Raw genomic sequence first — 24,018 nt, 5'->3', positions numbered from 1 at the left:
CCGGTCGAGGTCAGCGCCATGCGTGCGTTTCTTATTCTGATTGTTCTGGCGGTCGGTGTCGCGATCGGCGGTGCCGTGCCGCGCGTGTCCCAGGTCATCCAGGGGGCTTTGGCGGCGACCGGCCTGATGAAGACCGACCCCCCACCGGAGGGCCCAGCGCAATCCCCGAAGGCGGGGGCGGAAAAACCGGCCGGCGAGAAGGCGGAGGATCACGCCGCCGAGGGGCAGATCAAAATGTCGGCGGAGCAGGCTGCCGCGCAGGAGATCACGACCGCGCCCGTTCAGGGCGGCACGCTCTCGCGGCACCTGATGGCGCCCGGCACGATCACGCCGGACACCGACCGGATCGCGCGTGTGCCGGCGCGGGTTGTGGGAACCGTGGCGGAGATGCTCAAGCGCCTGGGCGACCCCGTGAAGAAGGGCGAGGTCGTCGCCGTCCTCGACAGCCGCGAGGTCGCCGACGCCAAGAGCGAGTACCTCACCGCTCTGGTCAACACCGAGTTGCAGAAGACCAACTACGACCGGCAGCAGGCGCTCTGGGACAAGCGGATCTCCGCCGAGGCCACGTTCCTACAGGCCCGCGCGACCTATTCCGAGACGCAGTTGCGCGTCAACCTTGCCCGCCAGAAACTCTCGGCGCTCGGCCTCAATGCGGATGAGGTTGCGGCAGCGGCCAAGAAGGACGAGACCACCCCGAACCAATCGAGCCTGCGGCGCTACGAGTTGCGCTCGCCGCTGACCGGGCGCGTCGTCGAGCGCAAGGTCGACGTCGGCACGGCGGTGGGCAAGGAGGGTGACCCGGCCGACCTCTACACGGTCGCGGACCTCGCGACGGTCTGGGTCGAGCTCGCGGTGCCGACCACGGATCTGGCCAAGGTCAAGGAGGGCGCGGAGGTTCTGATCGCACCCCGCGATGAGGATGCGGGCCAGCGGGCGAAGGGCAAAATCATCTTCGTCAGCCCGCTCCTGAACGCAGAGACCCGCTCGGCCCGCGTGATCGCCGCGCTGCCCAACCAGGATTTCAGCTGGCGGCCGGGTACCTTCGTCTCGGCCGAGATCCAGGTCGGCCAGGACAGCGCCAAGGCGAAGGTGCCGCGCGACGCACTCCAGAGCATGGGCGGCGAGAAAGTCGCTTTCGTGCGCAACGCGGACGGCTTCGAGCGGCGCGACGTCAAGACCGGCAAATCGGACGATGAGTCGGTCGAGGTCGTCTCCGGCCTGGAGCCGGGCGAGGAGATCGCAGTCAAGAACACCTTCCTCCTCAAGGCTGAGCTCGGCAAGGGCGAAGCCGAGCACCACGACTGAGACGGGACGCTCGCCATGATCAGTCGCATCCTCGACTTCTCGGTCCACCAGCGCTGGCTCGTGGTGCTGCTGTCGCTGCTCGCCGCCGGCTTCGGTGTGTTCTCGCTGACCAAGCTGCCCATCGACGCGGTGCCGGACATCACCAACAACCAGGTGCAGATCAACACGGTCGCGCCTTCCTACTCACCCGTCGACATCGAGAAGCAGGTCACCTACCCGGTCGAGACCGCGCTGGCCGGCATCAAGGGGCTCGAATACACCCGCTCGCTCTCGCGCAACGGCTTCTCGCAGGTCACCGCCGTCTTCAACGAGAAGCTCGACATCTACTTCGCCCGGCAGCAGGTCGCCGAGCGCCTCAACCAGGTCAAGAGTGACCTGCCGCCAGGCGCCGAGCCGCAGATGGGCCCGGTCTCGACTGGCCTGGGCGAGATCTACATGTGGACAGTGAACTACAAGAAAGCCGGCGAGAAAGCGCCCGTCCTCGACGGCAAGCCGGGCTGGCAATCCGACGGCAGCTACCTGACCCCGGAGGGGCAGCGCCTCACGACCGAGCTGGAGCGGTCCGCTTATCTGCGCACAATCCAGGACTGGATCATCCGCCTGCAGATCAAGACCGTGCCCGGGGTGGCCGGCGTCGATGGCATTGGCGGCTACGAGAAGCAGTACCACGTCCAGCCCGACCCGGCGAAGCTGACCGCCCTCGACCTCTCGTTCGGCGACGTCGCCCGCGCACTCCAGGCCAACAACGCCAACCAGGGCGCCCGCTACCTGGAGGACAACGGCGAGGGCTACGTCGTGCGCGCGGCCGGACGGCTGGAGAGCATGGACGAGATCGCCAACGTCGTCGTCACGACGCGTGGCGGCGTGCCGGTGCGGATCAAGGACATAGCTCAGGTCCGGATCGGGCGGGATCTACGGACCGGCTCGGGCAGCGAGAACGGCCGCGAGGTCGTCGTCGGCACCGCGTTGATGCTGATCGGCGAGAACAGCCGCACCGTCGCCGCCGCCGTCGATGCCAAGATGAACGAGATCCGCAAGTCGCTGCCGCCCGGGGTCGAGGTGCAGACGGTGCTCAACCGCACGCTGCTGGTCGAGGCGACCATCAAGACGGTGGCCCGGAACCTCGCCGAGGGCGCGACGCTCGTCATCGTCATCCTGTTCCTGCTGCTCGGCAACATCCGGGCCGCCATCATCACGGCGCTGGTCATCCCGGTCGCCATGCTGATGACCATGACCGGCATGGTCGAGGCGAAGATCTCGGCGAACCTGATGAGCCTCGGCGCCCTCGATTTCGGGCTGATCGTCGACGGGGCGGTGATCATCGCGGAGAACTCGCTCCGGCACCTGGCGGAAAAACAGCACGAACTCGGCCGCAAGCTGGAACTCGAGGAGCGGCTCGCGACGGTGCGGGCGTCGGCCGAGGAGATGATCAAGCCGTCGCTGTTCGGGCAGGCGATCATCATCCTGGTCTACGTCCCGCTCCTGACCTTCACGGGGGTCGAGGGCAAGATGTTCGAGCCGATGGCGCTGACCGTGATCATCGCGCTGGTCTCGGCCTTCATCCTGTCGCTGACCTTCGTCCCGGCGATGATCGCCATCGTGATCACCGGCAAGGTCACCGAGACGGACAACCTCATCATCCGGGGGTTCAAGGCGGCGTATCGCCCGGCCCTGGTCGGGGCCGTGCGGGCCCCGATGGCGTTCATCCTAGGCTCGCTCCTGCTGCTGGCCGGGGCCGGCGTGTTGTTCACCCGGCTCGGCGCGGAGTTCATCCCGACGCTCGACGAGAAGAGCATCGCCATGAACGCGCTGCGGATCCCCTCGACCTCGCTGTCGCAATCCCAGGCGATGCAGCTCAAGATCGAGCAGGCGGTGAGTAAGTTCCCGCAGGTGGCCTACGTGTTCTCGAAGACCGGTACCGCCGAGGTTGCCTCCGACCCGATGCCGCAGAACTCCTCGGACACCTTCGTGATCCTCAAACCCCAGGAGGAGTGGCCGGACCCGGAATTGTCCAAGACCGAGCTGCAGGAGCAGATCGAGAAAGCCGCCGGCGCCTTGGCCGGCAACGTGTTCGAGTTCTCCCAGCCGATCCAGCTGCGCTTCAACGAGCTTCTGGCCGGCACCCGCGGCGATCTCGCCGTGAAGGTGTTTGGCGAGGAGTTCGAGCCGATGCTCAAGGTGGCCAACCAGATCGCGGCCATCTTGAAGGGGACGGCGGGAGCCGAGGACGTCAAGGTCGAGCAGACGCAGGGCCTGCCGTTCCTGGAGATCAAGATCAACAAGGCGGAGGCCGCGCGGCTAGGCCTGAGCACCGGGGCCATCCAGGAGGTCATCGGGGCGGCGATCGGCGGCAAGGATGCCGGCGTGGTGTTCGAGGGCGACCGGCGCTTTCCCATCGTCGTACGCCTGACCGACAAGGTCCGGGAGGATCGCGAGGCGCTGGAGAACTTGCCCGTCGCGCTGCCGCCCGGCCCGAACGGGCGCTCGGCCTCCGTGCTCCTGAAGCAGGTGGCGAGCTTCGAGGTGACGGAGGGGCCGAACCAGATCAGCCGCGAGAACGGCAAGCGCCGTGTCGTGGTCACCGCCAACGTGCGCGGCCGGGACATCGGTTCGCTCGTGGCCGAGGCGCAGGCGAAGGTCGCGAGCCAAGTCCAGCTGCCCCCGGGCTATTACATCGCCTGGGGCGGTCAGTTCGAGAATCTGGCCTCGGCCCGGCAGCGTCTGATGGTCGTCGTGCCGGTGTGCTTCTTCCTGATCTTCCTGCTGCTGTACTCGGCGCTGGGCTCGCCCCGGGACGCGCTGCTGGTGTTCAGCGCGGTGCCGCTGGCGCTCACCGGCGGCATCGCGGCGCTGTGGCTGCGCGGCATGCCGTTCTCGGTGCCGGCGGCGGTCGGGTTCATCGCGCTCTCCGGCGTGGCGGTGCTGAACGGCCTCGTGATGCTGACCTTCATCAAGCAACTCATCGCTGAGGGGCGCCCCCGGCGCGAGGCGATCCTGGAGGGCGCCATGACCCGCTTGCGACCGGTGGCGATGACGGCGCTCGTGGCCTCACTCGGCTTCGTGCCCATGGCGTTGGCCACCGAGACTGGGGCGGAGATCCAGCGGCCCCTGGCGACCGTCGTCATCGGCGGCCTGATCAGCGCCACCCTGCTCACGCTCATCGTGCTGCCGGCGCTCTACGCCCGCTTCGGCGGCAAGGATCTGCCGAAATCTTCCGTGCAGGCGAGGAAGGAAGCCGAGGGACGCGCCTTTCCGCCCCTGCGACCTGCCGCGGAGTAGGGGCGCCCATGTCGCCTCGCGGCTTTCAACCTCAAAGAGGATCGGAAGCCGATCCAAAGGGCAGGCAGGCTCGCAACCTGGCACGCCAACGTCACGTCGCGTGACGTTCACGAACCATTCTTCATCGATGTAAGGGGCCGGATAGCCAGCGCGACGTCTGCCTCACGCCACCGATTTTTTTCTTTGCCGATGGGGATGCTAAAGATGCAGGCTGGCAAGTGCGCGACAAGCGTCTCGGATGCGGAGAGTCGAGCCGATCTCATACACACCGAGGTGCCGGCGAGCCGGCGAGTCCGCAGCCGATGGCTCTCGAGTGCATTCCGCATGCTGGTCGATGCCTGCCTTCTGGACGACCCAAAATGGTACGCGCCCCTGGCGGAAGCCCTCGCCCCGAGGCCCGGTGAGCGCATTCTCGACTGCGGCCCTGGAAGTGCTCTGCGCGCCTTGTATTGCGCCGACCGCTTCCCAGACTCACAGTTTGTTGCGGTCGAGTTCAACCGACGTCGGATCACGAAGGCGTTCAAGCGCGCATCCAGCATGAATTTGTCCAACTATAAAGCTATGACGTTCGAAGATGCGAGGCGCACACCGTTCGGCGCAGGTTCTTTCGACAAGGCGCTGCTGGTTCTCAACCTGCATGGTCTTGCGCCGGAGGATAAGACGAAAAATCTGCGGGAGCTTCGGCGGATCCTCCGGCGAGGCGGTATCGTCTTGGCGGCCGACATCGACCAACCGAAGGCCTCGCGGGAAGACGTGATCTTACGGCTCACCCAGCTGTTCTATGGCGCGGAGGCAACCAAGTCCCACACGTCGGGGACGTGGCCGAAATACCTGACGGAGGCGGGCTTTACCGGAGTGCGTCGCTTGTCGGAGCATCCAATCTGGATCGGCCGGATGGCCCTGATCCGCAGCCGGAAGCAGTGAGCTCGCTCCATTGAACCGCGCTGGGCTTACCGCCACTGGAATTACGTGGTGGCTGCGGCGCGATAATCGGCTTTCCGGGCAGGTATGGCGTTGAGCGTGACGAGGCGTTTGCGCCCTGTGGCTGTCAGTGGCGCCTTCGGCTTTCCTGCCGGTTGAAGGCGCGGACGGAAGTCGCGGAAGACGAAGCAGCGGCGTGGGCCCGCTGGTCAGCGGTGTGATGGAGACACATGACTTCCCACTTGGCGATCTCGACGCGTTAGCGGGGCGGGGCAGCTCCGTCGCCTGCGCCTGGGGAGATCCGCCTGGCGAGCGCCGAAACTCCAGACCGGTGGTGTTCTTTCAGGCCTTAAATGAGGGCTCACGTTGCAACCGACCGTGGGGCGGCTGGTTGTCAGGTTTCACCCCGAAACATCCCGCCCAGGAAAGATCATGACAAAGATTAGCTTTTTCTGCGTGTTGGGTCTGCTCGCAAGCAGCCCAGCCTTATACCAGACCTCGTTGAGCGCGACTCACGACGGGTAGCGCCGCTGTCTCGGCCGTGATTCTGTCCTCGGGTTTGGGGCCTGAGGAGGATGCGATGGCCGCTCCCGTACCGCTGCGGTCGGACTTCGATGCCGGATCCTTACGTGCCCTGGCCAAGGGTTCACGCGATCCGGCCCAGACCCGCCGCTTGCTGGCGCTGTCGGTGATCTCGGCGGGCGGCTCGCGCTCGGAGGCGGCCGAGATCGGCGGGGTCGGGCTGCAGACGGTGCGCGACTGGGTCCTGGCCTTCAACGCCGATGGCCCGGACGGGCTGATCGACGGCAAGGCCCCTGGGGCCCGTCCGCGCCTGAACGCCGATCAGCGGGACGTCCTCAAGGCGCTGGTCGAACAGGGGCCGGTTCCCGCCGCTCACGGCGTGGTACGCTGGCGGCTCTGCGATCTGGCCCAGATCCTGTCCGAGGATCACGGCGTGTCGGTTTCCGAGCAGACCCTGAGCCGGGTCTTGCGGGCGATGGGCTACCGCAAGCTCTCGGCCCGTCCGCGCCATCACGCCCAGGACCCGGAGGCCGCGGCCATTTTTAAAAAGACTTCCCCGACCGTCTGGCGGAGATCGCGCAAGCTGTCGGCGGCAAGCCGATAGAGGTCTGGTTCTGCGACGAGGCCCGTGTCGGCCAGAAGAACACGCTGACCCGGCGCTGGGCCAAGCGCGGGACACGCCCCTCAGCCCCAAAGGATCAGCGCACACAGTCGGCCTACATCTTCGGGGCGATCTGCCCGGCCCGGGGCGTCGGCGCGGGTTTGGTCATGCCCCGCTGCACCACCGAGGCGATGGCCCACCACCTCGAAGAGATCTCAGGGACCGTGGCTCCCGGTGCCCACGCCGTGCTCCTCCTCGATCAGGCCGGCTGGCACACGACCAAGAAGCTGCCGGTCCCCGACAACATCACCCTTCTGCCGCTGCCGGCGCGTAGTCCCGAACTCAACCCCGTCGAGAACCTGTGGCAGTTCCTTCGCGACAACTGGCTCGGCAACCGGATCTTCAAATCCTACGCCGATATCCTCGATCACTGCTGCGACGCCTGGAACAAGCTCATCGACCAGCCCTGGCGCATCATGTCCATCGGACTACGCCAATGGACACATGGGTTCTGATCAATGAGGATTGGTATTAGCCCAAGGCTTGCCCGCCCCTGGGCAGTCCGGCGCGACAGGAGTTGTGATCCAAAGACAACCTAACACCACCGGAAATGATCGTGACATAGTTATAGCCCCCGGCCCCACAGGAGCGAGCACAATAACGACCGACTCCGCGGCCGGCGGCAATGCGGGCCATCCCGAGCGGGCGGTCCCGAACGGAAGCGCCAACGGGGGCGGCAGTCGGTAGTCTTCTACCCACGTTTGCTGGGATAGAGCGGAGACGGCGAGCGGCAACTGGCCAGGCCGCTCCGCCTCGGTGACGAAGCGCACCTTCTCCTCGCGTGTGAAGCGGCGGCGCTCCGGCCCGGTTCTCGGCACGCACCAGGCGGGGGAACGACAAGAGGTCGGAGCGGGCAGCGTCGGTTGCAGACAGCAGCTCGGCCTCGCTCAGCGGTTTGGCACCAGGGATATCCCTGAGGCGTCGGGAGGGGGCGAGCGATCGACGAGGAGTAGGCGACACGGACTTCGAAGTTCAAGGCAGGGACATTCAGACCCGGGGCTCGAGCGCAGGCAGCTCTCTGAACCGATGTGAACCCAGCCTTCCGAACAGCATACCGGCCCGTGGCGTCATCGAAGGCCACATCGTGAGGCCTGACACACGTCCGATCGAAGACCCCGCCGAAACATCGAAGATCAAGCTTGCCAGACAGGGGGCATCCATACACGCCCCTGGCGGCGATGTTCTTCGCGGGCTTCCTGCTGCTGCTCCTGCTCGAGGGAATGATCGGCTAGGCTGGATCCGGAATGCTGGCCGCGGGCGAAACCAAGTCCCTCCCGGACGAGGCCCACATCCTCCTCGTCGAGGACGACGACGGCATGCGCGTGCTCGTCAGCCGCATCCTGCGGGAGAGCGGCTTCCGGGTCACGGGCTGCCGCGGCGGCGCCGAGATGTGGTCGCTCCTGCCCGACACGCCGGTTGACCTCGTCCTCCTCGACGTCATGCTGCCGGGCGCGTCCGGGTTCGACCTGCTCAGGGCCCTGCGGGCGAAGGGCACCGTCCCGGTCATCATGCTGAGCGCCCGCAACGAGGAGGCAGACCGGGTGCTCGGCCTGGAACTGGGCGCCGACGACTACGTCGCCAAGCCGTTCGGGCGCCCGGAACTCCTCGCCCGGATCCGGGCGGTGCTCCGCCGGTCGGCCCTCGCGCCGGTGCCGAGCGCGGCGTCGCGGCCGGAATCCCTCGCCTTCGCCGGCTGGCGGCTCGACCTGCGCAGCCGCGCCCTGACCGATCCCGAAGGCGCCGCCGTCGACCTGTCGGGCGCCGAGCACGACCTGCTGCTGGTGTTCCTGGAACACCCGGGCCGGGTGCTCGGCCGCGAGCAGATCCTGGAGATGGGCCGCGGGCGGCTCGCCGCGCCGTCGGACCGCAGCGTCGACACGCTGGTCAGCCGGCTGCGGCGCAAGCTCGAACCGCCCGCGGGGACGGCCCCCGTCATCAAGACGGTGCGGGGCTCCGGCTACATGCTGGCCGCCAAGGTCGAGCGGGCATGAGGAGCCTCCTCGGCCTCGCCCGCAGCCTGGAGGGGCGCACCGTCGTCGTCCTGCTCCTGGCCGTGCTCCTCGTCCATGGCGGTGCGCTGGCGATCTACCGCCTCTCGGCGGCGGCCGCGGCCGACGAGGCCTTCGCCACCGAGGTCGCCCGCCAGCTCGTCATCGCACGCGAGGCCGTGTCGCGACGCCCGCCGGAGGAGCGGGCCGACGAGGCCAAGGCCCTCTCGTCGAAGCATTTCGAGGTCGGCTGGGAGCGGGGCCCGCCCGCCGAAGCCATCGGGACGGACGCGGCGCTGCGCGACCTGCGCGACCGCGTCCTCGAGGTCGAACCCGTGCTCGGCCCAGGGCTGGCGCTCGCCCTGGCCGCGCCGGACGAGCCGCTGCGCCAGCGGGACCTCCGCGGCGCCTTCCCGCTCCCGGACGGCGGCTACCTGACCTTCCGCTCTGCCCATGCGCCGGGCCTCGCCCGCCTAGGGCCGTGGGCCCTCCTCGCGACGGCGATGGCCATCCTGGTCGGTGTCGCAGCCGTGGTCGTGGTGCACCGCATCGCCGGGCCCCTGCGCGAGTTGACCCGCGCCACAGGGCGGATCGGGCGGGGGGCGGTCGTGCCGGTGCCGGAGGTCGGGCCGGACGAGACGCGCGGGATCGGGCGCGCCCTGAACGCAATGCAGGCGCGCATCCACGGCCTCGTGGCGAAGCGGACGCAGGCGCTGGCGGCGGTCTCGCACGACCTGAGAACGCCCATCGCCAGGCTGCGCCTGCGCCTCGACCGGGTCGAGGACGCCGACGAGCGCCGCGCGATAGCGGCGGACCTCGACGAGATGCAGGCCATGGTCGAGGCCACCCTGGCGTACGTGCGCGGCGGCGATGACCCGGAGGCGCAGCAGGTCGCCAACGTCGCGAGTCTCCTGATGGCGGTGGCGGACACCTCGACGGACGCCGGCCGGGATGTCGCGTATGCCGGCCCCGGCCGGGCGCTGGCGGAGGTGCGGCCGGTCGCCCTCCGGCGGGCGTTTGAGAACCTCGTCGACAACGGCGTGCGCTACGGCGGCCGCGTGCGCATCGCCCTGGGCTTCGACGACGACGCCCTCGTGGTCCATGTCGACGACGACGGCCCCGGCATCCCGCCGGGGGACGTCGCCCGGGCGTTCGAGCCGTTCGTGCGGCTGGAGGCGTCGCGGAACCGGAACACCGGCGGGACCGGCCTGGGGCTGACCATCGCGAGGCGGGCGGTCGAGGCCGAGGGCGGCCGCCTCGGCCTGTCGAACCGGCCGGGGGGAGGCCTGCGGGCCGAGATCCGCCTGCCCGGGACGGGGGGGCGCGGCCGCGGCGGCGTCCCCCCGGCCGACCCTTAGCGCGCGGTCGCCGGCGCGTCGGGGTGCGCGTCCGGCTGCGCCGAACGCTCGTTGGACACGTAGGCGCTACCTGGCAGTGCCAGAGTCAGGAGGAAGGTGGCCCCCGCCAGCGCCGCGGAGAGCGCGGCTGGCACGAGGAAGGCGTCGGGCCCGAGCAGCCTCTGCAGGAAGCCGCCCGCGACCGCACCCGAGGTCAGGCCCGCCCAGAGCGGCGCCTGGAGCCAGAAGGAGGGCGCGGGCTCGTGCAGGATCATGTTCGCGAGCCCGGTCCCGAAACGCACGACCGTGCCCGTGACGTAGGTCAGCGCCAGGCTTCGGCCGCCCTCGTCCTGCAGCGTCGCGTTAAGGATGCCCAACGCCAGGACGACCGGGTATGCGTGCAGCGGGAACGCTTCCGGCCCCTCTGGCAGGAAATTGCCGATGGACAGCAGCACGGCCTGGACGCCAAGCAGGACTGACAGGCGCCACCGGCCGGCCCAAGCCGCCAGCAGCGTCCCGGCGAAGGCGCCGAAGCAGAACAGCGAGATGGTGCTGCCGAAGCGTATGGCTCCCGACCAGTCGAACCCGCTGGCCGCGACCCCGAAGCGGGTTGTGTTCCCGCTCATGAACGACATGAACAGCTGCGAGTGCTCGAGGAACCCGATCGAGTCCGCGGAGCCCGCCAGCGCAGCCAGCGCAATGGCGAGCGGCACGCGCGTCGCGGGGCTCGACGGGAAGGATTTGTCCATTTGTGACCTATGATCTTCGGGGGGCTTCCGGCCGCGCTCGGTCGCGCCGGGGGCCCCTTGGGTTAAGCCCGCCCCTTGGCCGCGGCTTTTCCGGACGGTGACGAAGTGTGTCGACGCAATCGTCCGGGCGGCGAACCGAATCCGATGCCCGTGCGCAGGGCGGACACACTTCGTCACGAACGTGGCGACCGACAGACATACGGGCCGTCTATCTCGGGTCCTGAAGCGGTCGATTCGGCCGCGGACCGAACAGGAGATGGACCCATGAAGAGGACGCTCGCTGCCGCTCTCGCCGCCGCGACGCTCGCGGCGGCCGCGATGCCCGCGCTCGCGATCGACGGGCACGGAAACGCGGCGAACCCCGAGCGCGCGGTCCCGAACACCGGCGGCGTCTCCGGTGGACCCGCCCACCGCGACGATCCGCGGGTCCGTGAGTCGCAGGAGAGGCGGCCTGACGGCACGCCGGCGCACGGCGCCAACGACGGCCACGCCCACGGGCACAGCCAGGACGTTACCGGCAAGAGGTGACAGCCGCGTGGGCGGTGGGGGCGAGGGGTGGAGATGACGTCATGCGACTGCTGCCCCTCCTCGTCGTCTTCGCGGTTCTCGCTGCGGGCATCGGCTACGCGCTCGCTTGAGCCGACTCGCGCGACAAAGGGTTCACGGTGTGTAGTCTGCCCCTCAAGCACGCCGTGGAACGCCCGCCCCGACGCGAGTCGGGGCGGGTACGTCGGGGTGCCCGGACACCCTCGCCCCGGCCGGCGCCCTGGATGGCGACGGCTTGCGGTAAAATCCTCGAATTGGTCATAAGGGCGGTGATGCCAGCGACGCGGAGCCATAGGTCCTTCGGGGCGATCACGGGGTGGTGGGCGACCGACGCGCGTGCGCTTGCCCTGGTCCTAGCGTTCGTCGTCGCGGCGCCGACCGCCGGACTGGCCGCCGACCTAGCGTAACACTAATGATCAGCAGGGGCACGATCACATGGAGCTCGCCGTGGCATCGGAGGGGGCGGTCAGCGAGAAGGCCGTCGACCCGGGGGTGCATTGCCGCTGCCATGGCGCCGTCAATCCGCATGGGCCGACTGCGGCCACGCCGGACCTGGCCTGGCGCCTGAGCTTCGCGCGGCTGGCCGCGTCCGTCCGCTCGGTCTTTCCGGGCCGCCTGCCGAGACCCCCGCGCGCCTGAGTCGACGCTGCCTCGGGCGCGCCCGCGTCGAGCTGACTGCTTCCGGAGCGTCGCTGCACGTCACCCAGCATAAACGACCGCGCCGTCCGTGACGGCGCACGGTCTCGGCCGAGCGTGGTCCGCTAACGAGGTGTCTCACTCAACCATCGGGCGCAGGGGATGCAGGCTGCGATTAACTCTTCACTAACTATGATCGCTAACTATTCATTGAGACATTGCGGGTTCAGACTCCGATCCCCTGCTCGGTTTTCGGGAGAGCGTGGATGGCAAAGGCCGAAGGCATCACGGGGTCTGCCGTCGCGGCGGCAGGCCTGCGGGTGCAGCAGGGCCGCCTGCGGGTCATGACCGAGAATCTCGCCAACGCAAACAGCACCGCGAGCACGCCCGGCGGCGACCCCTACCGGCGCAGGATCGCGGTATTCGATCCGGTCGGGGCTGACGCAGAGCCGGTCGGTCGCGTCGTGCACGACACCAGCCCGTTCCGCTCGATCTCAAGTCCCGGGCATCCCGCTGCCGACGAGCAGGGCAATCTGAAGCTGCCAAACGTCAACCCTGCCAAAGAGATGGCCGGGTTGCGCGCAGCGATGGGGGCCTACGAGGCGAACCTGAGGGTGATCGCAACCCTCGACGATCTCAACAGCCGCACAATCGACCTGCTGAAGGTCTGAGTTCCGTCACCCCTTCGAGATACTTTTACCGTTCGACAGGGACTGCGCGAGATCGGCCCGGCGACGGCGTTTGTCGGCCAGGGCGTGCAGCACCGCCCTCCACACCGGCTCGGGCCGCTCGGGGTCGAGAAGCTCGCCTTCGCTCAGCGGCGGCACGACCTCATGACTTGGCCCGTCGAGCGGAACCAGGGTACGCCCGGCTGCCTGGCGCAGCACCTCGATCGCGGCGATCAGTGAGCCCGTGTGGGTGCGCGTTCTCGCCACCTCCTCCGGCGAAACGCCGAGGTGCTCGCCCAGAAGCGCGTGGCGCAAGCCGAGGATCCCCGCCGTAACCGCTTGATCGATCGCATGGCCAGGCACGGCTTCGACGGCCAGATCGCATTCCGTATCCAGACCCATCGAGCGGTTGTTCAGGTTGGATGAGCCGATTTTGAGCAGGCGGTCGTCGACGATCAGCACCTTGGCATGCACGTAGATCGGCTGCCCGGCTGCGGTCACGGGACGGTAGATGCGGAAGCGTCCGAAGCGGTCCGCGGAGCGGATGTGCGCCAGCGCCCGGTCCCGTCCCCGTCCCATGGCCGCTTCCTCAAGCCAACCCATGGCACGGTCGGGATTGATCACGACGATCTCGGGCCCGTCCGGCTCCCGCAGACGGGCCGCCATGGCCTCGGCGATACAGCGTGCGGCAAAGTACTGGCTCTCGATGTAGATCGTGTCGCGCGCTGCCGCGATGGCGGCGAGGTAGAGTCGTTCGATCTCATGCACGTCCGGGCGGCCGTGATAGGCCGGCGCGGTCCGAGCAATTCCCACCTCCACGTCGCGCAGAAGCGGCCTCAGCCCGTCGGGCCACGGATCTTGCGCCGGTGGACCGGGCGGCGCGATCCGCTCGCCGGTGGCGTGATACCAGCGCTCGCGCGCTAGGGCACCGAGGGCTGCGGCGGCGGCGCCGTCGACTGCGACTGTGGCGTCGTGGAAAGGCGCGTAGCCGTGTCCCGACGGACGCACCCGGCGCGCGTCCTGGTCGGCATGGTCGCGGGTGTCCCAGCGGTCGTCCGTCATGTCGATGCCGCCGCAGAAGGCGAGCACGTCGTCGATCACGACGATCTTCTGGTGATGCGAGGCCCCGGGCGGGTGGGCGCTGTCGAGCCGGAACCGGAAGCCGCGGGCCCGCATCCAGTTCATGAGGTAGAGCGGCGTCGTGCCGCGCGCCAGCGTCCCGAGGACCCCCAGGTTCCACTGCAGCACGCGGATGCTCAGCTCCGGTCGACGCCGGCCGAGTTCGGACAGGAACGGGCCGAGTTCCTCCGGCAGGCCCGGCAATGGGTGGTCGGGGTCGAGCTTGATGCGGGTGTCGAACTCCCAGCCGATAAACAGGACCGCGTGGCGGGCGCGTAGGAGGGCGCTGCGCAGATGCGCGAAGTAGGCGGCGGCATCCACGATCGGGGCAAAGCGCGTCGCCCGCTCGATCCGCCAGCAGGTCAAGCCGGACTGCAGCAACGTCGGTGTGCCGAAGACGGGTGCCGTATGGGATGGATGATGCATCGGTGCGTTCAACTCCCAGGCAACGCTCGGTCCCCTAGCGTCCGGCGATGAAGCGCCGACAACTGTTCGAGCGTCCGCGTGTGAACCCGCCTTCGCTTAGTGCGTTCCCGATCCGAGCTGTGGGGGTGCTCGACCGCCACGCAAGATTGCGTCCCGAGGAGGATCCGCTGGTCGATTGGATCGTGACCGCGATCGAGCGGGCCGGCTACCTCGGCGTCTTCCTGCTGATGTTGATCGACAACATCTTTCCGCCGATCCCCTCCGAGGTGATCATGCCACTGGCAGGTTTTGCCGCGGCGCGCGGCCAGCTCAGTCTCGTCGGCGTGTTCCTCGCCGGCACCGCCGGATCGCTCTGCGGCGCGCTGCTCTGGTACGGCGTGGGGTGCTGGCTCGGACGCGAGCGCCTGCGGCGCTTCGCGGCCCGGCACGGGCGCTGGCTGACCCTGGGCCCGGCCGAGGTCGATCGGGCCGGTGCCTGGTTCGCCCAGCGCGGCGGCGTCACCGTCCTGGTCGGTCGCGTCATCCCAGGCGTGCGCAGCCTGATCTCGGTGCCGGCCGGGGTTGCCGGCATGCCGCTCACGCCCTTTCTGGCCTACTCGGCGCTCGGCACGGTCGTCTGGACCGGGCTGCTGACGGGGGCCGGCTACGGGCTTGGCGAGAATTACCGTCTCGTGGGCCGCTTCGTCGAGCCGATCGGCAACGGCGTGCTGATCCTGGCTATGCTGCTCTACCTCTACCGCGTCGCCACCTTCGAGCGCGGGAGCGATGCCCGGGGCTGAGGCACGGCAAGCCCTTGCCGGGGCCGGCAAGGGGCGAGTTGCAGAAGCGCGGACGAGCGAGCCGTAACGTTCTGCGGAGGAGTGTGGGTGAGACGCTTTTTGATCCTGGTCGCCCTTGCGGTCACGGCGACCCTTCCGGCCGTCATCCTGCGTTTGGGCGGCTGGCAGCCGAGCCCCTTTGTCGATGTCGCCGCCTTCGGCATCGCCATCCTGGCCGCGGGTTTCCTGCTGTCCTGGGGAGCGGAGACGGCCGAGCAGCACATCTCGCAAGGCCTCATCCTGGCAGCCGTCGCCCTGGTGACTGTGCTGCCGGAATATGCGATCGACATCTACTACGCCTACATGGCTGGCGCCTCCGGCCCAAACTCGCAGTACGTCCAGTACGCGGCCGCCAACATGACGGGCGCCAATCGGCTGCTCGTCGGCCTGGCCTGGCCCCTGATGGTGCTGCTGCACTGGATGAAGGACCGACACCGCTCGATCGACCTCGCGCCCGGCAACGCCGTCGAGGTCGGGTTCCTGCTGCTTGCCAGCCTGTACGCTTTCGTGATCGTGCTCAAGCGCAGCATCTCGCTGCTCGATTTCGTCGTGCTCATCGCGATCTTCGGCGCCTATGTCTGGCGCGCGCGCAATCTGCAGAAAAGCGACAACCCGGAGGAGGCGGAGGAGCCGGGGCCGGCCGCGGCGCTGAACACGCTCTCTCCCGGCCTGCAATGGACCGCCATGGTTGGCCTCGTGGCCGTGGCCGGCGGCGTCATCCTGGTCTCGGCCGAGCCCTTCGCCGAGGCGATGGTGAGCACGGGCCGCCTCATCGGACTCAACGAGTTCCTGCTGATCCAGTGGCTGGCGCCCCTGGCCAGCGAGGCGCCGGCGATCACGGTGGCGGTGCTGTTCGTGCGCGCCAATCGTGCCGGCGACGGGCTGATCGCCATGATTAGCGACAAGATCAACCAGTGGACGCTGCTCGTCGGCATGCTGCCGCTCGCCCTGAGCATCGGCGCGGGCGCGATCAGCCCCTTGCCGCTCGATGCGCGCCAAGGCGAGGAGTTCTTCCTGACAGCTGCCCAGTCGCTGCTCGGCATCGCGCTCCTGCTGCGCCTGCGCCTCGGGCTCTGGTCCGCGCTGGCGCTGGCCGCGCTGTTCACCGTCCAGGTCGGGCTGGCCTTCGTCTACCGCAACGACGAGGCACGTACGATCGCGACGCTGACCTGGTTGGCCTGGGCCTACCTCGGGCTGGCCGGCCTTCTGTTCCTGATCGATGGGCGGCGGCTGTTTACCCTTCTGCGCGGTGCCGTCATGGGCGATTTTTCGAAGCTCGAGCCGCCCGGGAGCGAAGGCGACTCGGACGTGCAGCGGAGCGAGCGAGAAGCCAGTTCCATCGCGGGCTGACCCGGTACGATCCGGGCGGAGCGCAGGCCCCGCCCGGGTCTGTCATGCCTTACTTGTTCGGCATGATCTTTCCGTCGGCCCCAACCCTGATCTCCTGCGACTGGCTGCCGGTCACCACCGTGATCTTGTACTGCACACTGTCGGCCGCGCGCTCGACCTCCGCCTCGGCCGCTTTGCCGCCCGCCTTCTGCTCGGCGGTCGCGACCGCCTGCTTCAGGCTCGCGGGGGCATTCTGTACGTCGGAGGGCTTCAGACGGATGAAGTAGCTCTCGATCGGGTGGTTGTCGCTCTTGATCACCTGACCCGAATTGGCGTCGATGTGGTGATCGGTGAGCTTGCCGTCGCTGCCGAGCACCTTGATCTCGTAATACGATTTGCCGCCCTCATTCTCGAAGTCCGCCTCGATCGCGCGGCCCGGCCCCTTGCTCTCGGCCGTGTCGAGAGCCTGGGCGAGCGAGACCTTCGCGGCCTGTAGGCCCTCGTGCTCGCGCTCCTTGTGACCGGTGGTGCCGTGGGCGGGTTGCGCAGCGCCCGGAGGTGTGGCGGCAGGAGCGGGCGCCTGAGGCGCCGGACCCGTCTGGGCCGCGGCCAAGCCGGTCAGGACGAGAAGCGGTGCGAGAGAAAGGGCAAATCGGGACATGGCGTCTCCTGTGGCTCAGTGGACAGCCGCAAAGCTGTGCCGCCTCAACGCAGGAGGGACAGGGCGGTTCGCAACCGCGGCTTTCCCGTGCGATGATGAAGCGAAATCCGGCTTGGCGGTACCGTACACCGGGCTACGCGTTCAGGTTCGGCTCCGGTGCCCGGAGCGGATGTTCGGGACGGCTGTGACCGCGACCAGGGGCAACGGAACTGCGACAAGCCGAGCTGGTGAGGACGGTTCATCCGCGAGAATACAGATGCCGAACATCAACTACGCCTTCGTCGCCGGTCTCATCATGCTCGCTTCGGGCGCACCCGGAGCACAGGGCGCGCGCGCTCAACCGCTGGATGCCTATGAGGCTGCGAACGGCTTCCGTGGCTCAGATGTCGCGTCTGTGATCACCCGCATCGTCGAGCGTCAGTTGCTGGCAATCCCGGGGGTGCGTTCTGTCCACGACCTGCATGTGCGCTCGATCACCTCCGGCATCGACACCATGAGCGCCCACGTCGTCGTAGCCGACATGGCCGAGGCCGCGCGCATCCTCAAAGCGGTGCAGCAGATCATGGCGGCCGAGTTCAACACGCGCCACGTCACCGTGCAGGTCGAGAACGAGGTTCTGCAGGAAGAGGAGAAGCTGCGAAAGACCTGAGCGCGTGCGAAAGCCGCCTGCTCGGCCCTATGAAAACGACATCGGATGGCCGATCTGCTCGGCTGCTGTCCCGTGTTCCGAGAGCGTCCATTGCCGCAAACCTTCATGCTCGACTGGCCGGCAGTAGCAGAAAACGGCGCACTCCCATTTCGGACGGCATGATCAACGAGGGAGCGATGCGGAAAGGCTTGCTCTATACCTGCCTCGGAGCATCGCTGCCATTCCTATCCAGCTGTGGCGGCGCGGCGCTGCCCGGTATTCAGCTTGGCTTGGGCGACAGCGGCAGTACGTTTGGCTTCGACTCGCTACCTTTCGAGATCCGGCGTGCGGACGACAGCGTCCTTACGGGTCACGCGTCCGTCCGCCTCTTGCGCCTCGCCTTTTTCACTCGCAACGCGAAGGGATTGGTCGCGTGCAGCGGCGGATCTACGCTCGATCTCAAGGGCTCGCCTGTACCTGTGAGCGTAGACTGTACCGGTAGCGGCATCCTGTAAGGGACCGTGACGACGGCGCGCGCTGATCGCGGTGAGGGTACCTTCACCGAGCCGTCCAGACGTATCGCTACGTTCCGCTACGGTGCACTGCTCGCATCGACTGCGGGCGACTGAAGGAGCCTGTGAGAGGATCGCAAGCGATGGAAATGTGGACTCGACCGCTATCATAGGGATGTCGTTGCCACTGACGGATCGGAGTTCATGTTAGATCACCACCACGACCACGGCGGCCAGCACGACCATGCGGACCACCCTCACGGACACGGGGCAGGTCATAGTCATGCGCCTGCCGACTTTGGCAAGGCGTTCGCCATCGGCGTGGTCCTGAACGTCACCATCGTTCTCATTCAAGCTGTTTACGGCTATCTCAGCAACTCCATGGCATTGTTGGCGGATGCCGCCCACAATTTTTCAGATGTGTTGGGCCTACTCGTCGCTTGGTCGGCAGCAATCCTCGGCAAGCGCGCGCCGACGGCGCGCTTCACGTATGGTTTGAAGGGGACATCCATTCTCGCTGCGCTCTTCAACGCCGTCTTCCTTCTCGTGACGATTGGGGCCTTGAGCTGGGAAGCAGTGCAGCGCCTGTTCCACCCCGAACCCGTCGCCGGCAAGACCGTCATGATCGTAGCTACGGCAGCCTTGGTCCTCAACGGCTTCACGGCGTGGCTGTTCGCGTCGGGACGAAAGGGCGATCTCAACATCAGAGGCGCCTTTCTGCACATGGCAGCGGATGCTGGCGTTTCAGCCGGTGTCGTCGTTGCCGGATTGGTAATTCTGCTGACGGGCTGGCTCTGGCTTGATCCCGTGGTCAGCCTCGTCATCAACGCGGTCATTGTCTGGGGAACCTGGGGCCTTCTGCGTGACAGCGTGACGATGTCGCTGGCAGCCGTTCCCCCCGGCATCGAGCTCTCCACTATCCGTGACTATCTCGCCTCCCGGACCGGCGTGAGGGAGTTGCACGATCTCCACGTCTGGCCCTTGAGCACAACGGAGACAGCGCTCACAGCTCACCTTATCATGCCGGATGGCTATCCGGGCGACCAGTATTTGATACAAATAGGTCGATAACTCCAAGAAAAGTTCGCGATCAATCACACAACATTACAAGTCGAAACTGATGAGTCATCGGTCTGTCCTCTTAATCGGTCCGGGGCGGCCTAGGTACAAGCCCGTGCTTTCCCATATCGATCCTGCTGAGATCGGGCAGGCCGGAAAGGACCAACTGTGCTGAAGAGAGGCGGCAACAGAATAGCCACGCGTAAACCTCGCTCCCTCCAGCGGGTCAGTCGTTTGGTCCGGCTGCAGGCGATGATTTTGTCTGCTCTGGCCCGTTGCATCAAGGGCACGGTCGTGTGGGGTCTCCGAACCGGCCTATTCGGGATCGCACCTGCCATGATCGGGTTGCGTGTCACCTGGAGGCTGCGACGACGCGTTGTAGGCCTTTTCGCGGTCCGCCGCGGAAGCCGTTCGGCGCTGGCCGATCAGAACTCGGTACCCTCCATGTCTGAAGAGCGCCTCGCCGCAGCACGCCTGCGCATAGCACAACTCAACTATGTAAGGATAACCCACATTATTTCCAAGTTTGCTCTTCTGAGCCTGTTTGCAGTTTTGTCGAAGCCGGAGACGGCAGCCAAGACCCTTGCAAGCTTGCTTTTCATGTCTGCATTTCTGAGCGCTGTGCTTGCCTTGCATTCCCGAGCGAGACTTACGTCTTCTGTTCTGAGTTGCTGGGACGAGACGGCATTTTTCCTGTTATTCGCGTTAATCGTTCGCAGCATGACCGTCGCGCACGCGATTTAGGTTATTTATCTATGGATATTTATTCGGCGCAGCAAAACATCACGTGCTTGAATATCTTCAGACGCTCGATCCGACCTGCTACTGGGCTCGTTGATCAGGGTATTGTGATCGCGCCGAGCCAGCACGTCCAGGTTCTGCTGCAGGCCGGTGTACCGCCCTCAATTTCCGAGAGATCGATCTGAAGCCTATGCGGTCAAGGTTGTGGGTAGAAGTTGCACGATGCGGATAGCGGGTGGCGATAACCTGCACCTCGGGCGAGCGCGCCGGCTCGACCGCACCCGGCCGCACGATCATCGAATCGTCCGAAGCCGGACCTATCCGCCACGCTCCTGCGTTAAAGCCCGGATCCTCTGCAACGCGCGGGTAAATCATGGCGATCGATGTCCAGTCCGAACTGCGTCGCCCCTTAACCTTAAGTCTAGCCGTCGTGGCGGCCGTTCTTTTAGTCTGGCTGGTCATCGTCACTGCCGTGCATGCCAAGCACCGCCGAGCTTTCGAGCGGAGCATCAGCTCGCTCCAGGCGGAGCAGGTCAACCTGCAGAACGAGCTGGCTCAGCAGCGACTGACCACTGGCACCTTGTCGACCTTGCAGGCCAGGATCGCGACGGCAGAACAGCAGGGGCGTCAAGCCACTCAGGACGTCGAGCAGCTGCAAGCCCGGCTCGCGACGCTGCGCCAGGATCAGGAGGCAGCCGAGCGGAAGACGAGTGCAGCAACTGAAGAGCAGCAGGCGCAGATACAGCGCCTCAGCGATCTGCAGGCTCAGATTCAGGAGGCCGAGCAGAAGATTGCGCCATTGCGTGAGGTCGCGGACAAAGCCGATCAGGCTGCCAAGACCCGTACCCAAGATCTGGCGAATGTCGGAGCGCGGCTGGAGGAAGCACGCGAGCAGGAGGCCTTGCTACGGGGCAGCCTCGCAACCCTGATGCAGGAGAGCGCGGTCAAGTCGGCGGAACTCGCCCAGGCCGAGCAGAGCCAGCAGACGGCTCGCGAGGGGTCAGCAGCCGCGCAGAAGGCGCTTTCGGACGCGAAGGCCGAGATTGAGAAGGCATCCAGGCAACGCGCTGACCTCGAGCAAGTGATCAGTAGCTTGAGCGCCGACCGGACTAAGCTGACGGCCGATATCGATCAATCAAGCCAGCAGCTTCAACAGGCTCGGAACAGTCTCACATCTGCGCAGAAGGATGTGGCCACCGCTCAGGCGGACCGCGACCGTGTCGCCGTTGAGCGCAGTCAAACTGAGGCTGCGGTCAAGAAGCTTCAGGACACTCGGGACAGGTTGAGCACGGAAATAGAAGCTCTGCAGAACCGGCAGGCTGACGCGCAGGCCCAACTGTCCACGCTTAGCGACAGCATGGCTCGACGAAACACGGAACTAGCGGATCTTGACAAGCAGATACACTCAGTCCGCCAGGAGCTGGCAGATGTTCAAAGCCAGCTGGCAGGTCGTCGCAAGCAGCTCTCCGAAGAGCCTGCTCCTATAACGCCACCAGAGCATCAGGCGGCTGAACCGAAGCCACAATGAGTGTAACCGTCAGGCCGAGATACGTTCGCTGACGGCTTATCAACGGGTACCGAAGTCTGGTCCTCCTTCATGCGGAGAGCGCCAGGCCACGACGCCGTTTTCCCCTCGTTCTCGGGTCTCTTAGTATCATGCATGTTGAACCGGTCAGCGACGCGGTCGTCATCAAGGTCGCGCCTCGCTCGGCCTGCACGCGCTGATCGGGATGGTAAATGCCGTCGCAGCGCCACCACGGGCTGACGGCGAGGACGCCGCAGATCCGCTCCACCAGAGCCGACCCTCTTGAATAGGATTAAGCAGATGCCTCCCGGCTGACCTGTTCAGCGGCATCTTGCACGGCGCGCGCCCAGTGCGGACAGGTGTGTGACTTGAGATCAGCTCGGTGCCTTCGTTCCTGAACGTGCTGGCAGCGTCGCACGAACGCGTCCGTCCACACCGCGGCCGCCGCAAGCCCATCTTCCGCCTGCGGGTGGATCTCGAAGTCCGAGAGTCCGCACACGGGGCATACGATTGATCCCATGAGAGCCTCCACTCACACCTCGACCTCGGTGCCGACCTCCATCACCTGACGGGCCGGCACGCAAAAGTAGCTCGCCGTCTCCTCGGCATTGCGCTGCATCAGTGCGAAGATCTCCTCGCGCCAACCCGCCATACCGGGATGCTTCTCAGAGGCGACGACCGTCTCGTGGCTGATGAAGTAGCTCAGGCGGTCCACGTCGACGCCCGGCAGCCTACCGTCCTCTCCCGCCCGCCTCAAGGCGCGCGGGACGTGCACGGTGTCCATGAAGCCGAAGCGCAGGATGACCCGCGTGACATCCTGAGCGATCGGCACCACCGCGACCTGCTCGGCCTCGGAGGCATGCGGCACGTCCAGGGTCTGCACCGTGATCAGCAGCACGCGCTCGTGCAGCACCTCAAGGTGGCGCACGAAATTCATCAGCGGCAATGGCATGCCATCTTCGGCCGAGGTCAAGAACGCCCCTGTGCCCGGGATGCGCGGCAGATGCTTGGCTTCGGCCCGACGCAGGAATTCTTCCTCAGGCATGCGCAGCTGCACCCGAGCCGCTTCCACAAGCTGCGTACCGCGCCGCCACGTCAGCATCAGGAAGGCCACGCCCGCCGCCAACAGCAGCGGAAACCAGCCACCCTCGAACAGCTTCAGCGTGTTGGCGCTGAAGAAGGTCAGATCCACGAGCAGGAAGGCGCCATTGACGGCGAGCACGAGGGCGAGGTTGAAGCCCCAGTGCACGGCGATCAGCGCCGCCAAGACGGTGGTGATCACCATCAGCAATGACACCGCGATACCGTAGGCGCCCGCGAGCGCGTCCGACGAGCCGAAGGCCAGCACAGCGCCCAGCGTCGCGATCGCCAAGAGCCAGTTGACGATCGGCACGTAGATCTGCCCGGCTTCCTCGCCGGAGGTGTGGACGATGCGCATGCGCGGGAAGAAGCCAAGCTTGATCGCCTGCTCGGTCAAGGAGAACGCACCGGAGATGATGGCTTGGGAGGCGATCACCGTGGCGAGCGTGGCGAACGCCACGAGCAGGTAGTGGATCCAGCCCGGCGCGAGCTGGAAGAACGGGTTGTCGACCGCCTCCGGGTTCGAGAGCAGCAGCGCGCCCTGGCCGAGGTAGTTCAGCACGAGGGCGGGCAGCACGATCGTGAACCACGCCATACGGATCGGTGCGCGCCCGAAATGGCCGAGATCGGCGTACATCGCCTCGCCGCCCGTGACCGCCAGGAAGGCCGCACCCAGCATGGCGAAGCTGACCGGCAGATGCGCGGTGACTAGGTAATGGACGGCGTGGAACGGGTTCAGAGCCGCCAGGATCTCTGGGTTCTGTCGGATGCCGGCCGCGCCAACGACCGCGATGGTGGCAAACCACAGCAGCATGACGGGTCCGAACAGGCGCCCGATGAAGCCGGTTCCCTTCCGCTGGACCGAGAACAGACCGATCAGGATGACGACGGTGGCCGGCACCACGAAGGGCGTCACGCCGGGGGCATCGACCTTCAAGCCCTCGACGGCCGAGAGCACCGAGATGGCCGGGGTGATCGCTCCGTCGCCGTAGAGCAGCGCGGCGCCGATCAGGCCGACGACGAGCAAGAGGGCGCGCCAAGAGCGGGGAGGTGCGTGCCGGGCACCGAGCAGGGCGAGCATGGCCACGATGCCGCCCTCGCCATGATTGTCCGCGCGCAGGATTAAGATGGCATACTTAAGCGCGACGATGAGGAACAGCGACCAGAGAATGAGGGAGACGGAGCCGAGCACCGCGTCTTGCTGGAGGGGGCCACTTGCGGCTGCGACCTTGACGGTCTCCTTGAGCGCATAGAGCGGACTGGTGCCGATATCGCCGTAGACGATGCCGAGTGCGCCCAGGGACAGAGCGACGGAGGCGGTTCGTGCCGGGAGCTGTGCTTCGTTTGCCTGGATCGCGACAGCCACCGGTTGAACTCCGCTCACGACGAGCCGAGCGCGACGGGCGCTGCGCTTGAGGGCTCTCCTGGGTTCAGACGCCTGGAGAGCCGAAATAGATCCGCGCGATCGGCGGCGGATATGCCCCAATGTCCGCACAGCTCTCCAGCCG

At 66.8% G+C, this 24,018-nt stretch carries 18 protein-coding genes and 1 pseudogene; 15 read left to right on the top strand and 4 right to left on the bottom strand.

Annotation, left to right across the window (positions count from 1 at the left end):
* Positions 1-18 precede the first annotated feature (18 nt).
* The 6 genes from MET9862_RS15050 to MET9862_RS15020 all read left to right on the top strand — a co-directional run bounded on the left by MET9862_RS15050 (position 19) and on the right by MET9862_RS15020 (position 10,034).
* Positions 19-1,305, top strand: coding sequence for an efflux RND transporter periplasmic adaptor subunit (locus MET9862_RS15050; protein WP_053608600.1), 1,287 nt, complete (start codon positions 19-21; stop codon positions 1,303-1,305).
* Positions 1,306-1,320: 15 nt separating this feature from the next.
* Complete coding sequence (locus MET9862_RS15045; protein ID WP_053608599.1) at positions 1,321-4,584, top strand: efflux RND transporter permease subunit; 3,264 nt, start codon at positions 1,321-1,323, stop codon at positions 4,582-4,584.
* 324 nt (positions 4,585-4,908) lie between these two features.
* On the top strand, positions 4,909-5,508 hold the full coding sequence (locus MET9862_RS15040) for a class I SAM-dependent methyltransferase (protein ID WP_163006281.1): 600 nt from the start codon (positions 4,909-4,911) through the stop codon (positions 5,506-5,508).
* Between the two features lie 577 nt (positions 5,509-6,085).
* Positions 6,086-7,143, top strand: a protein-coding gene (locus MET9862_RS15035; protein WP_173807913.1) for an IS630 family transposase whose coding sequence is annotated in 2 segments (ribosomal slippage) — positions 6,086-6,578 and positions 6,578-7,143 — 1,059 coding nt in all. Because the reading frame shifts where the segments join, the coding sequence is not laid out codon by codon here.
* A gap of 789 nt (positions 7,144-7,932) precedes the next feature.
* Positions 7,933-8,679 (top strand): response regulator transcription factor, encoded by a 747-nt coding sequence (locus tag MET9862_RS15025; RefSeq protein WP_142583738.1) that lies wholly within the window; start codon positions 7,933-7,935, stop codon positions 8,677-8,679.
* Positions 8,676-10,034 (top strand): ATP-binding protein, encoded by a 1,359-nt coding sequence (locus MET9862_RS15020; protein WP_053622014.1) that lies wholly within the window; start codon positions 8,676-8,678, stop codon positions 10,032-10,034. The genes MET9862_RS15025 and MET9862_RS15020 overlap by 4 nt, the downstream gene beginning before the upstream one ends.
* Here the strand turns inward: MET9862_RS15020 and MET9862_RS15015 are convergent.
* Positions 10,031-10,762 (bottom strand): YoaK family protein, encoded by a 732-nt coding sequence (locus MET9862_RS15015; protein ID WP_053609002.1) that lies wholly within the window; start codon positions 10,760-10,762, stop codon positions 10,031-10,033. The genes MET9862_RS15020 and MET9862_RS15015 overlap by 4 nt on opposite strands.
* Before the next feature lie 264 nt (positions 10,763-11,026).
* On the opposite strand from MET9862_RS15015, the gene MET9862_RS15010 reads away from it, so the two are divergent.
* From MET9862_RS15010 to flgC, 3 genes are all read left to right on the top strand, one after another.
* Complete coding sequence (locus MET9862_RS15010) at positions 11,027-11,290, top strand: hypothetical protein (protein WP_053622013.1); 264 nt, start codon at positions 11,027-11,029, stop codon at positions 11,288-11,290.
* A 453-nt stretch (positions 11,291-11,743) separates the two neighbouring features.
* Positions 11,744-11,947: a hypothetical protein gene (locus MET9862_RS30100; protein ID WP_238178957.1), complete on the top strand. Its 204-nt coding sequence runs from the start codon at positions 11,744-11,746 to the stop codon at positions 11,945-11,947.
* A gap of 263 nt (positions 11,948-12,210) precedes the next feature.
* Positions 12,211-12,615: a flagellar basal body rod protein FlgC gene (gene flgC / locus MET9862_RS15000; RefSeq protein WP_053622012.1), complete on the top strand. Its 405-nt coding sequence runs from the start codon at positions 12,211-12,213 to the stop codon at positions 12,613-12,615.
* Between the two features lie 6 nt (positions 12,616-12,621).
* On the opposite strand, the gene MET9862_RS14995 is transcribed toward flgC, so the two are convergent.
* Positions 12,622-14,169, bottom strand: a complete 1,548-nt coding sequence (locus MET9862_RS14995; protein WP_238178955.1) for a phospholipase D-like domain-containing protein — start codon at positions 14,167-14,169, stop codon at positions 12,622-12,624.
* A gap of 113 nt (positions 14,170-14,282) precedes the next feature.
* On the opposite strand from MET9862_RS14995, the gene MET9862_RS14990 reads away from it, so the two are divergent.
* A complete protein-coding gene (locus MET9862_RS14990; protein WP_238178954.1) occupies positions 14,283-14,936 on the top strand; it encodes a DedA family protein in 654 nt (217 codons plus the stop codon).
* Positions 14,937-15,023: 87 nt separating this feature from the next.
* Positions 15,024-16,325 carry a calcium:cation antiporter family protein gene (locus tag MET9862_RS14985; RefSeq protein WP_083461060.1) on the top strand — a complete coding sequence of 434 codons (1,302 nt, stop codon included), beginning with the start codon at positions 15,024-15,026 and terminating at the stop codon, positions 16,323-16,325.
* A gap of 49 nt (positions 16,326-16,374) precedes the next feature.
* Here MET9862_RS14985 and MET9862_RS14980 read toward each other — a convergent pair whose 3' ends face one another.
* Entirely contained in the window at positions 16,375-16,965 is a 591-nt protein-coding gene (locus MET9862_RS14980) for a PepSY domain-containing protein (RefSeq protein ID WP_053622010.1), read from the bottom strand.
* A 256-nt stretch (positions 16,966-17,221) separates the two neighbouring features.
* On the opposite strand from MET9862_RS14980, the gene MET9862_RS14975 reads away from it, so the two are divergent.
* The 4 genes and pseudogenes from MET9862_RS14975 to MET9862_RS14960 all read left to right on the top strand — a co-directional run bounded on the left by MET9862_RS14975 (position 17,222) and on the right by MET9862_RS14960 (position 21,433).
* Positions 17,222-17,614, top strand: a complete 393-nt coding sequence (locus MET9862_RS14975; protein WP_053611568.1) for a cation transporter dimerization domain-containing protein — start codon at positions 17,222-17,224, stop codon at positions 17,612-17,614.
* 695 nt (positions 17,615-18,309) lie between these two features.
* A pseudogene (locus MET9862_RS14970) lies at positions 18,310-19,269 on the top strand (cation diffusion facilitator family transporter).
* A 231-nt stretch (positions 19,270-19,500) separates the two neighbouring features.
* A complete protein-coding gene (locus MET9862_RS14965) occupies positions 19,501-19,908 on the top strand; it encodes a hypothetical protein (protein WP_142583737.1) in 408 nt (135 codons plus the stop codon).
* A gap of 370 nt (positions 19,909-20,278) precedes the next feature.
* Entirely contained in the window at positions 20,279-21,433 is a 1,155-nt protein-coding gene (locus tag MET9862_RS14960; RefSeq protein WP_053622009.1) for a coiled-coil domain-containing protein, read from the top strand.
* Positions 21,434-21,962: 529 nt separating this feature from the next.
* On the opposite strand, the gene MET9862_RS14955 is transcribed toward MET9862_RS14960, so the two are convergent.
* Entirely contained in the window at positions 21,963-23,816 is a 1,854-nt protein-coding gene (locus MET9862_RS14955) for a potassium transporter Kup (protein WP_053622022.1), read from the bottom strand.
* Between the last annotated feature and the right edge of the window lie 202 nt (positions 23,817-24,018).

The organism is Methylobacterium symbioticum, from assembly GCF_902141845.1.
Taxonomy (GTDB): domain Bacteria; phylum Pseudomonadota; class Alphaproteobacteria; order Rhizobiales; family Beijerinckiaceae; genus Methylobacterium; species Methylobacterium symbioticum.
The sequence above is the reverse complement of the archived record's forward strand: the minus strand, read 5'-3'. Positions and strand labels throughout refer to the sequence as shown.

Bases quoted from the DNA above. Each gene is read 5' to 3' on its own strand.
- MET9862_RS15010 (WP_053622013.1), top strand. From the start codon at position 11,027: ATGAAGAGGACGCTCGCTGCCGCTCTCGCCGCCGCGACGCTCGCGGCG.
- flgC (WP_053622012.1), top strand. From the start codon at position 12,211: ATGGCAAAGGCCGAAGGCATCACGGGGTCTGCCGTCGCGGCGGCAGGC.
- MET9862_RS14975 (WP_053611568.1), top strand. From the start codon at position 17,222: ATGCCGAACATCAACTACGCCTTCGTCGCCGGTCTCATCATGCTCGCT.
- MET9862_RS30100 (WP_238178957.1), top strand. From the start codon at position 11,744: ATGGAGCTCGCCGTGGCATCGGAGGGGGCGGTCAGCGAGAAGGCCGTC.
- MET9862_RS15025 (WP_142583738.1), top strand. From the start codon at position 7,933: ATGCTGGCCGCGGGCGAAACCAAGTCCCTCCCGGACGAGGCCCACATC.
- MET9862_RS14965 (WP_142583737.1), top strand. From the start codon at position 19,501: ATGATCGGGTTGCGTGTCACCTGGAGGCTGCGACGACGCGTTGTAGGC.
- MET9862_RS14960 (WP_053622009.1), top strand. From the start codon at position 20,279: ATGGCGATCGATGTCCAGTCCGAACTGCGTCGCCCCTTAACCTTAAGT.
- MET9862_RS15020 (WP_053622014.1), top strand. From the start codon at position 8,676: ATGAGGAGCCTCCTCGGCCTCGCCCGCAGCCTGGAGGGGCGCACCGTC.
- MET9862_RS14980 (WP_053622010.1), bottom strand. From the start codon at position 16,965: ATGTCCCGATTTGCCCTTTCTCTCGCACCGCTTCTCGTCCTGACCGGC.
- MET9862_RS15040 (WP_163006281.1), top strand. From the start codon at position 4,909: ATGCTGGTCGATGCCTGCCTTCTGGACGACCCAAAATGGTACGCGCCC.
- MET9862_RS15045 (WP_053608599.1), top strand. From the start codon at position 1,321: ATGATCAGTCGCATCCTCGACTTCTCGGTCCACCAGCGCTGGCTCGTG.
- MET9862_RS15050 (WP_053608600.1), top strand. From the start codon at position 19: ATGCGTGCGTTTCTTATTCTGATTGTTCTGGCGGTCGGTGTCGCGATC.
- MET9862_RS15015 (WP_053609002.1), bottom strand. From the start codon at position 10,762: ATGGACAAATCCTTCCCGTCGAGCCCCGCGACGCGCGTGCCGCTCGCC.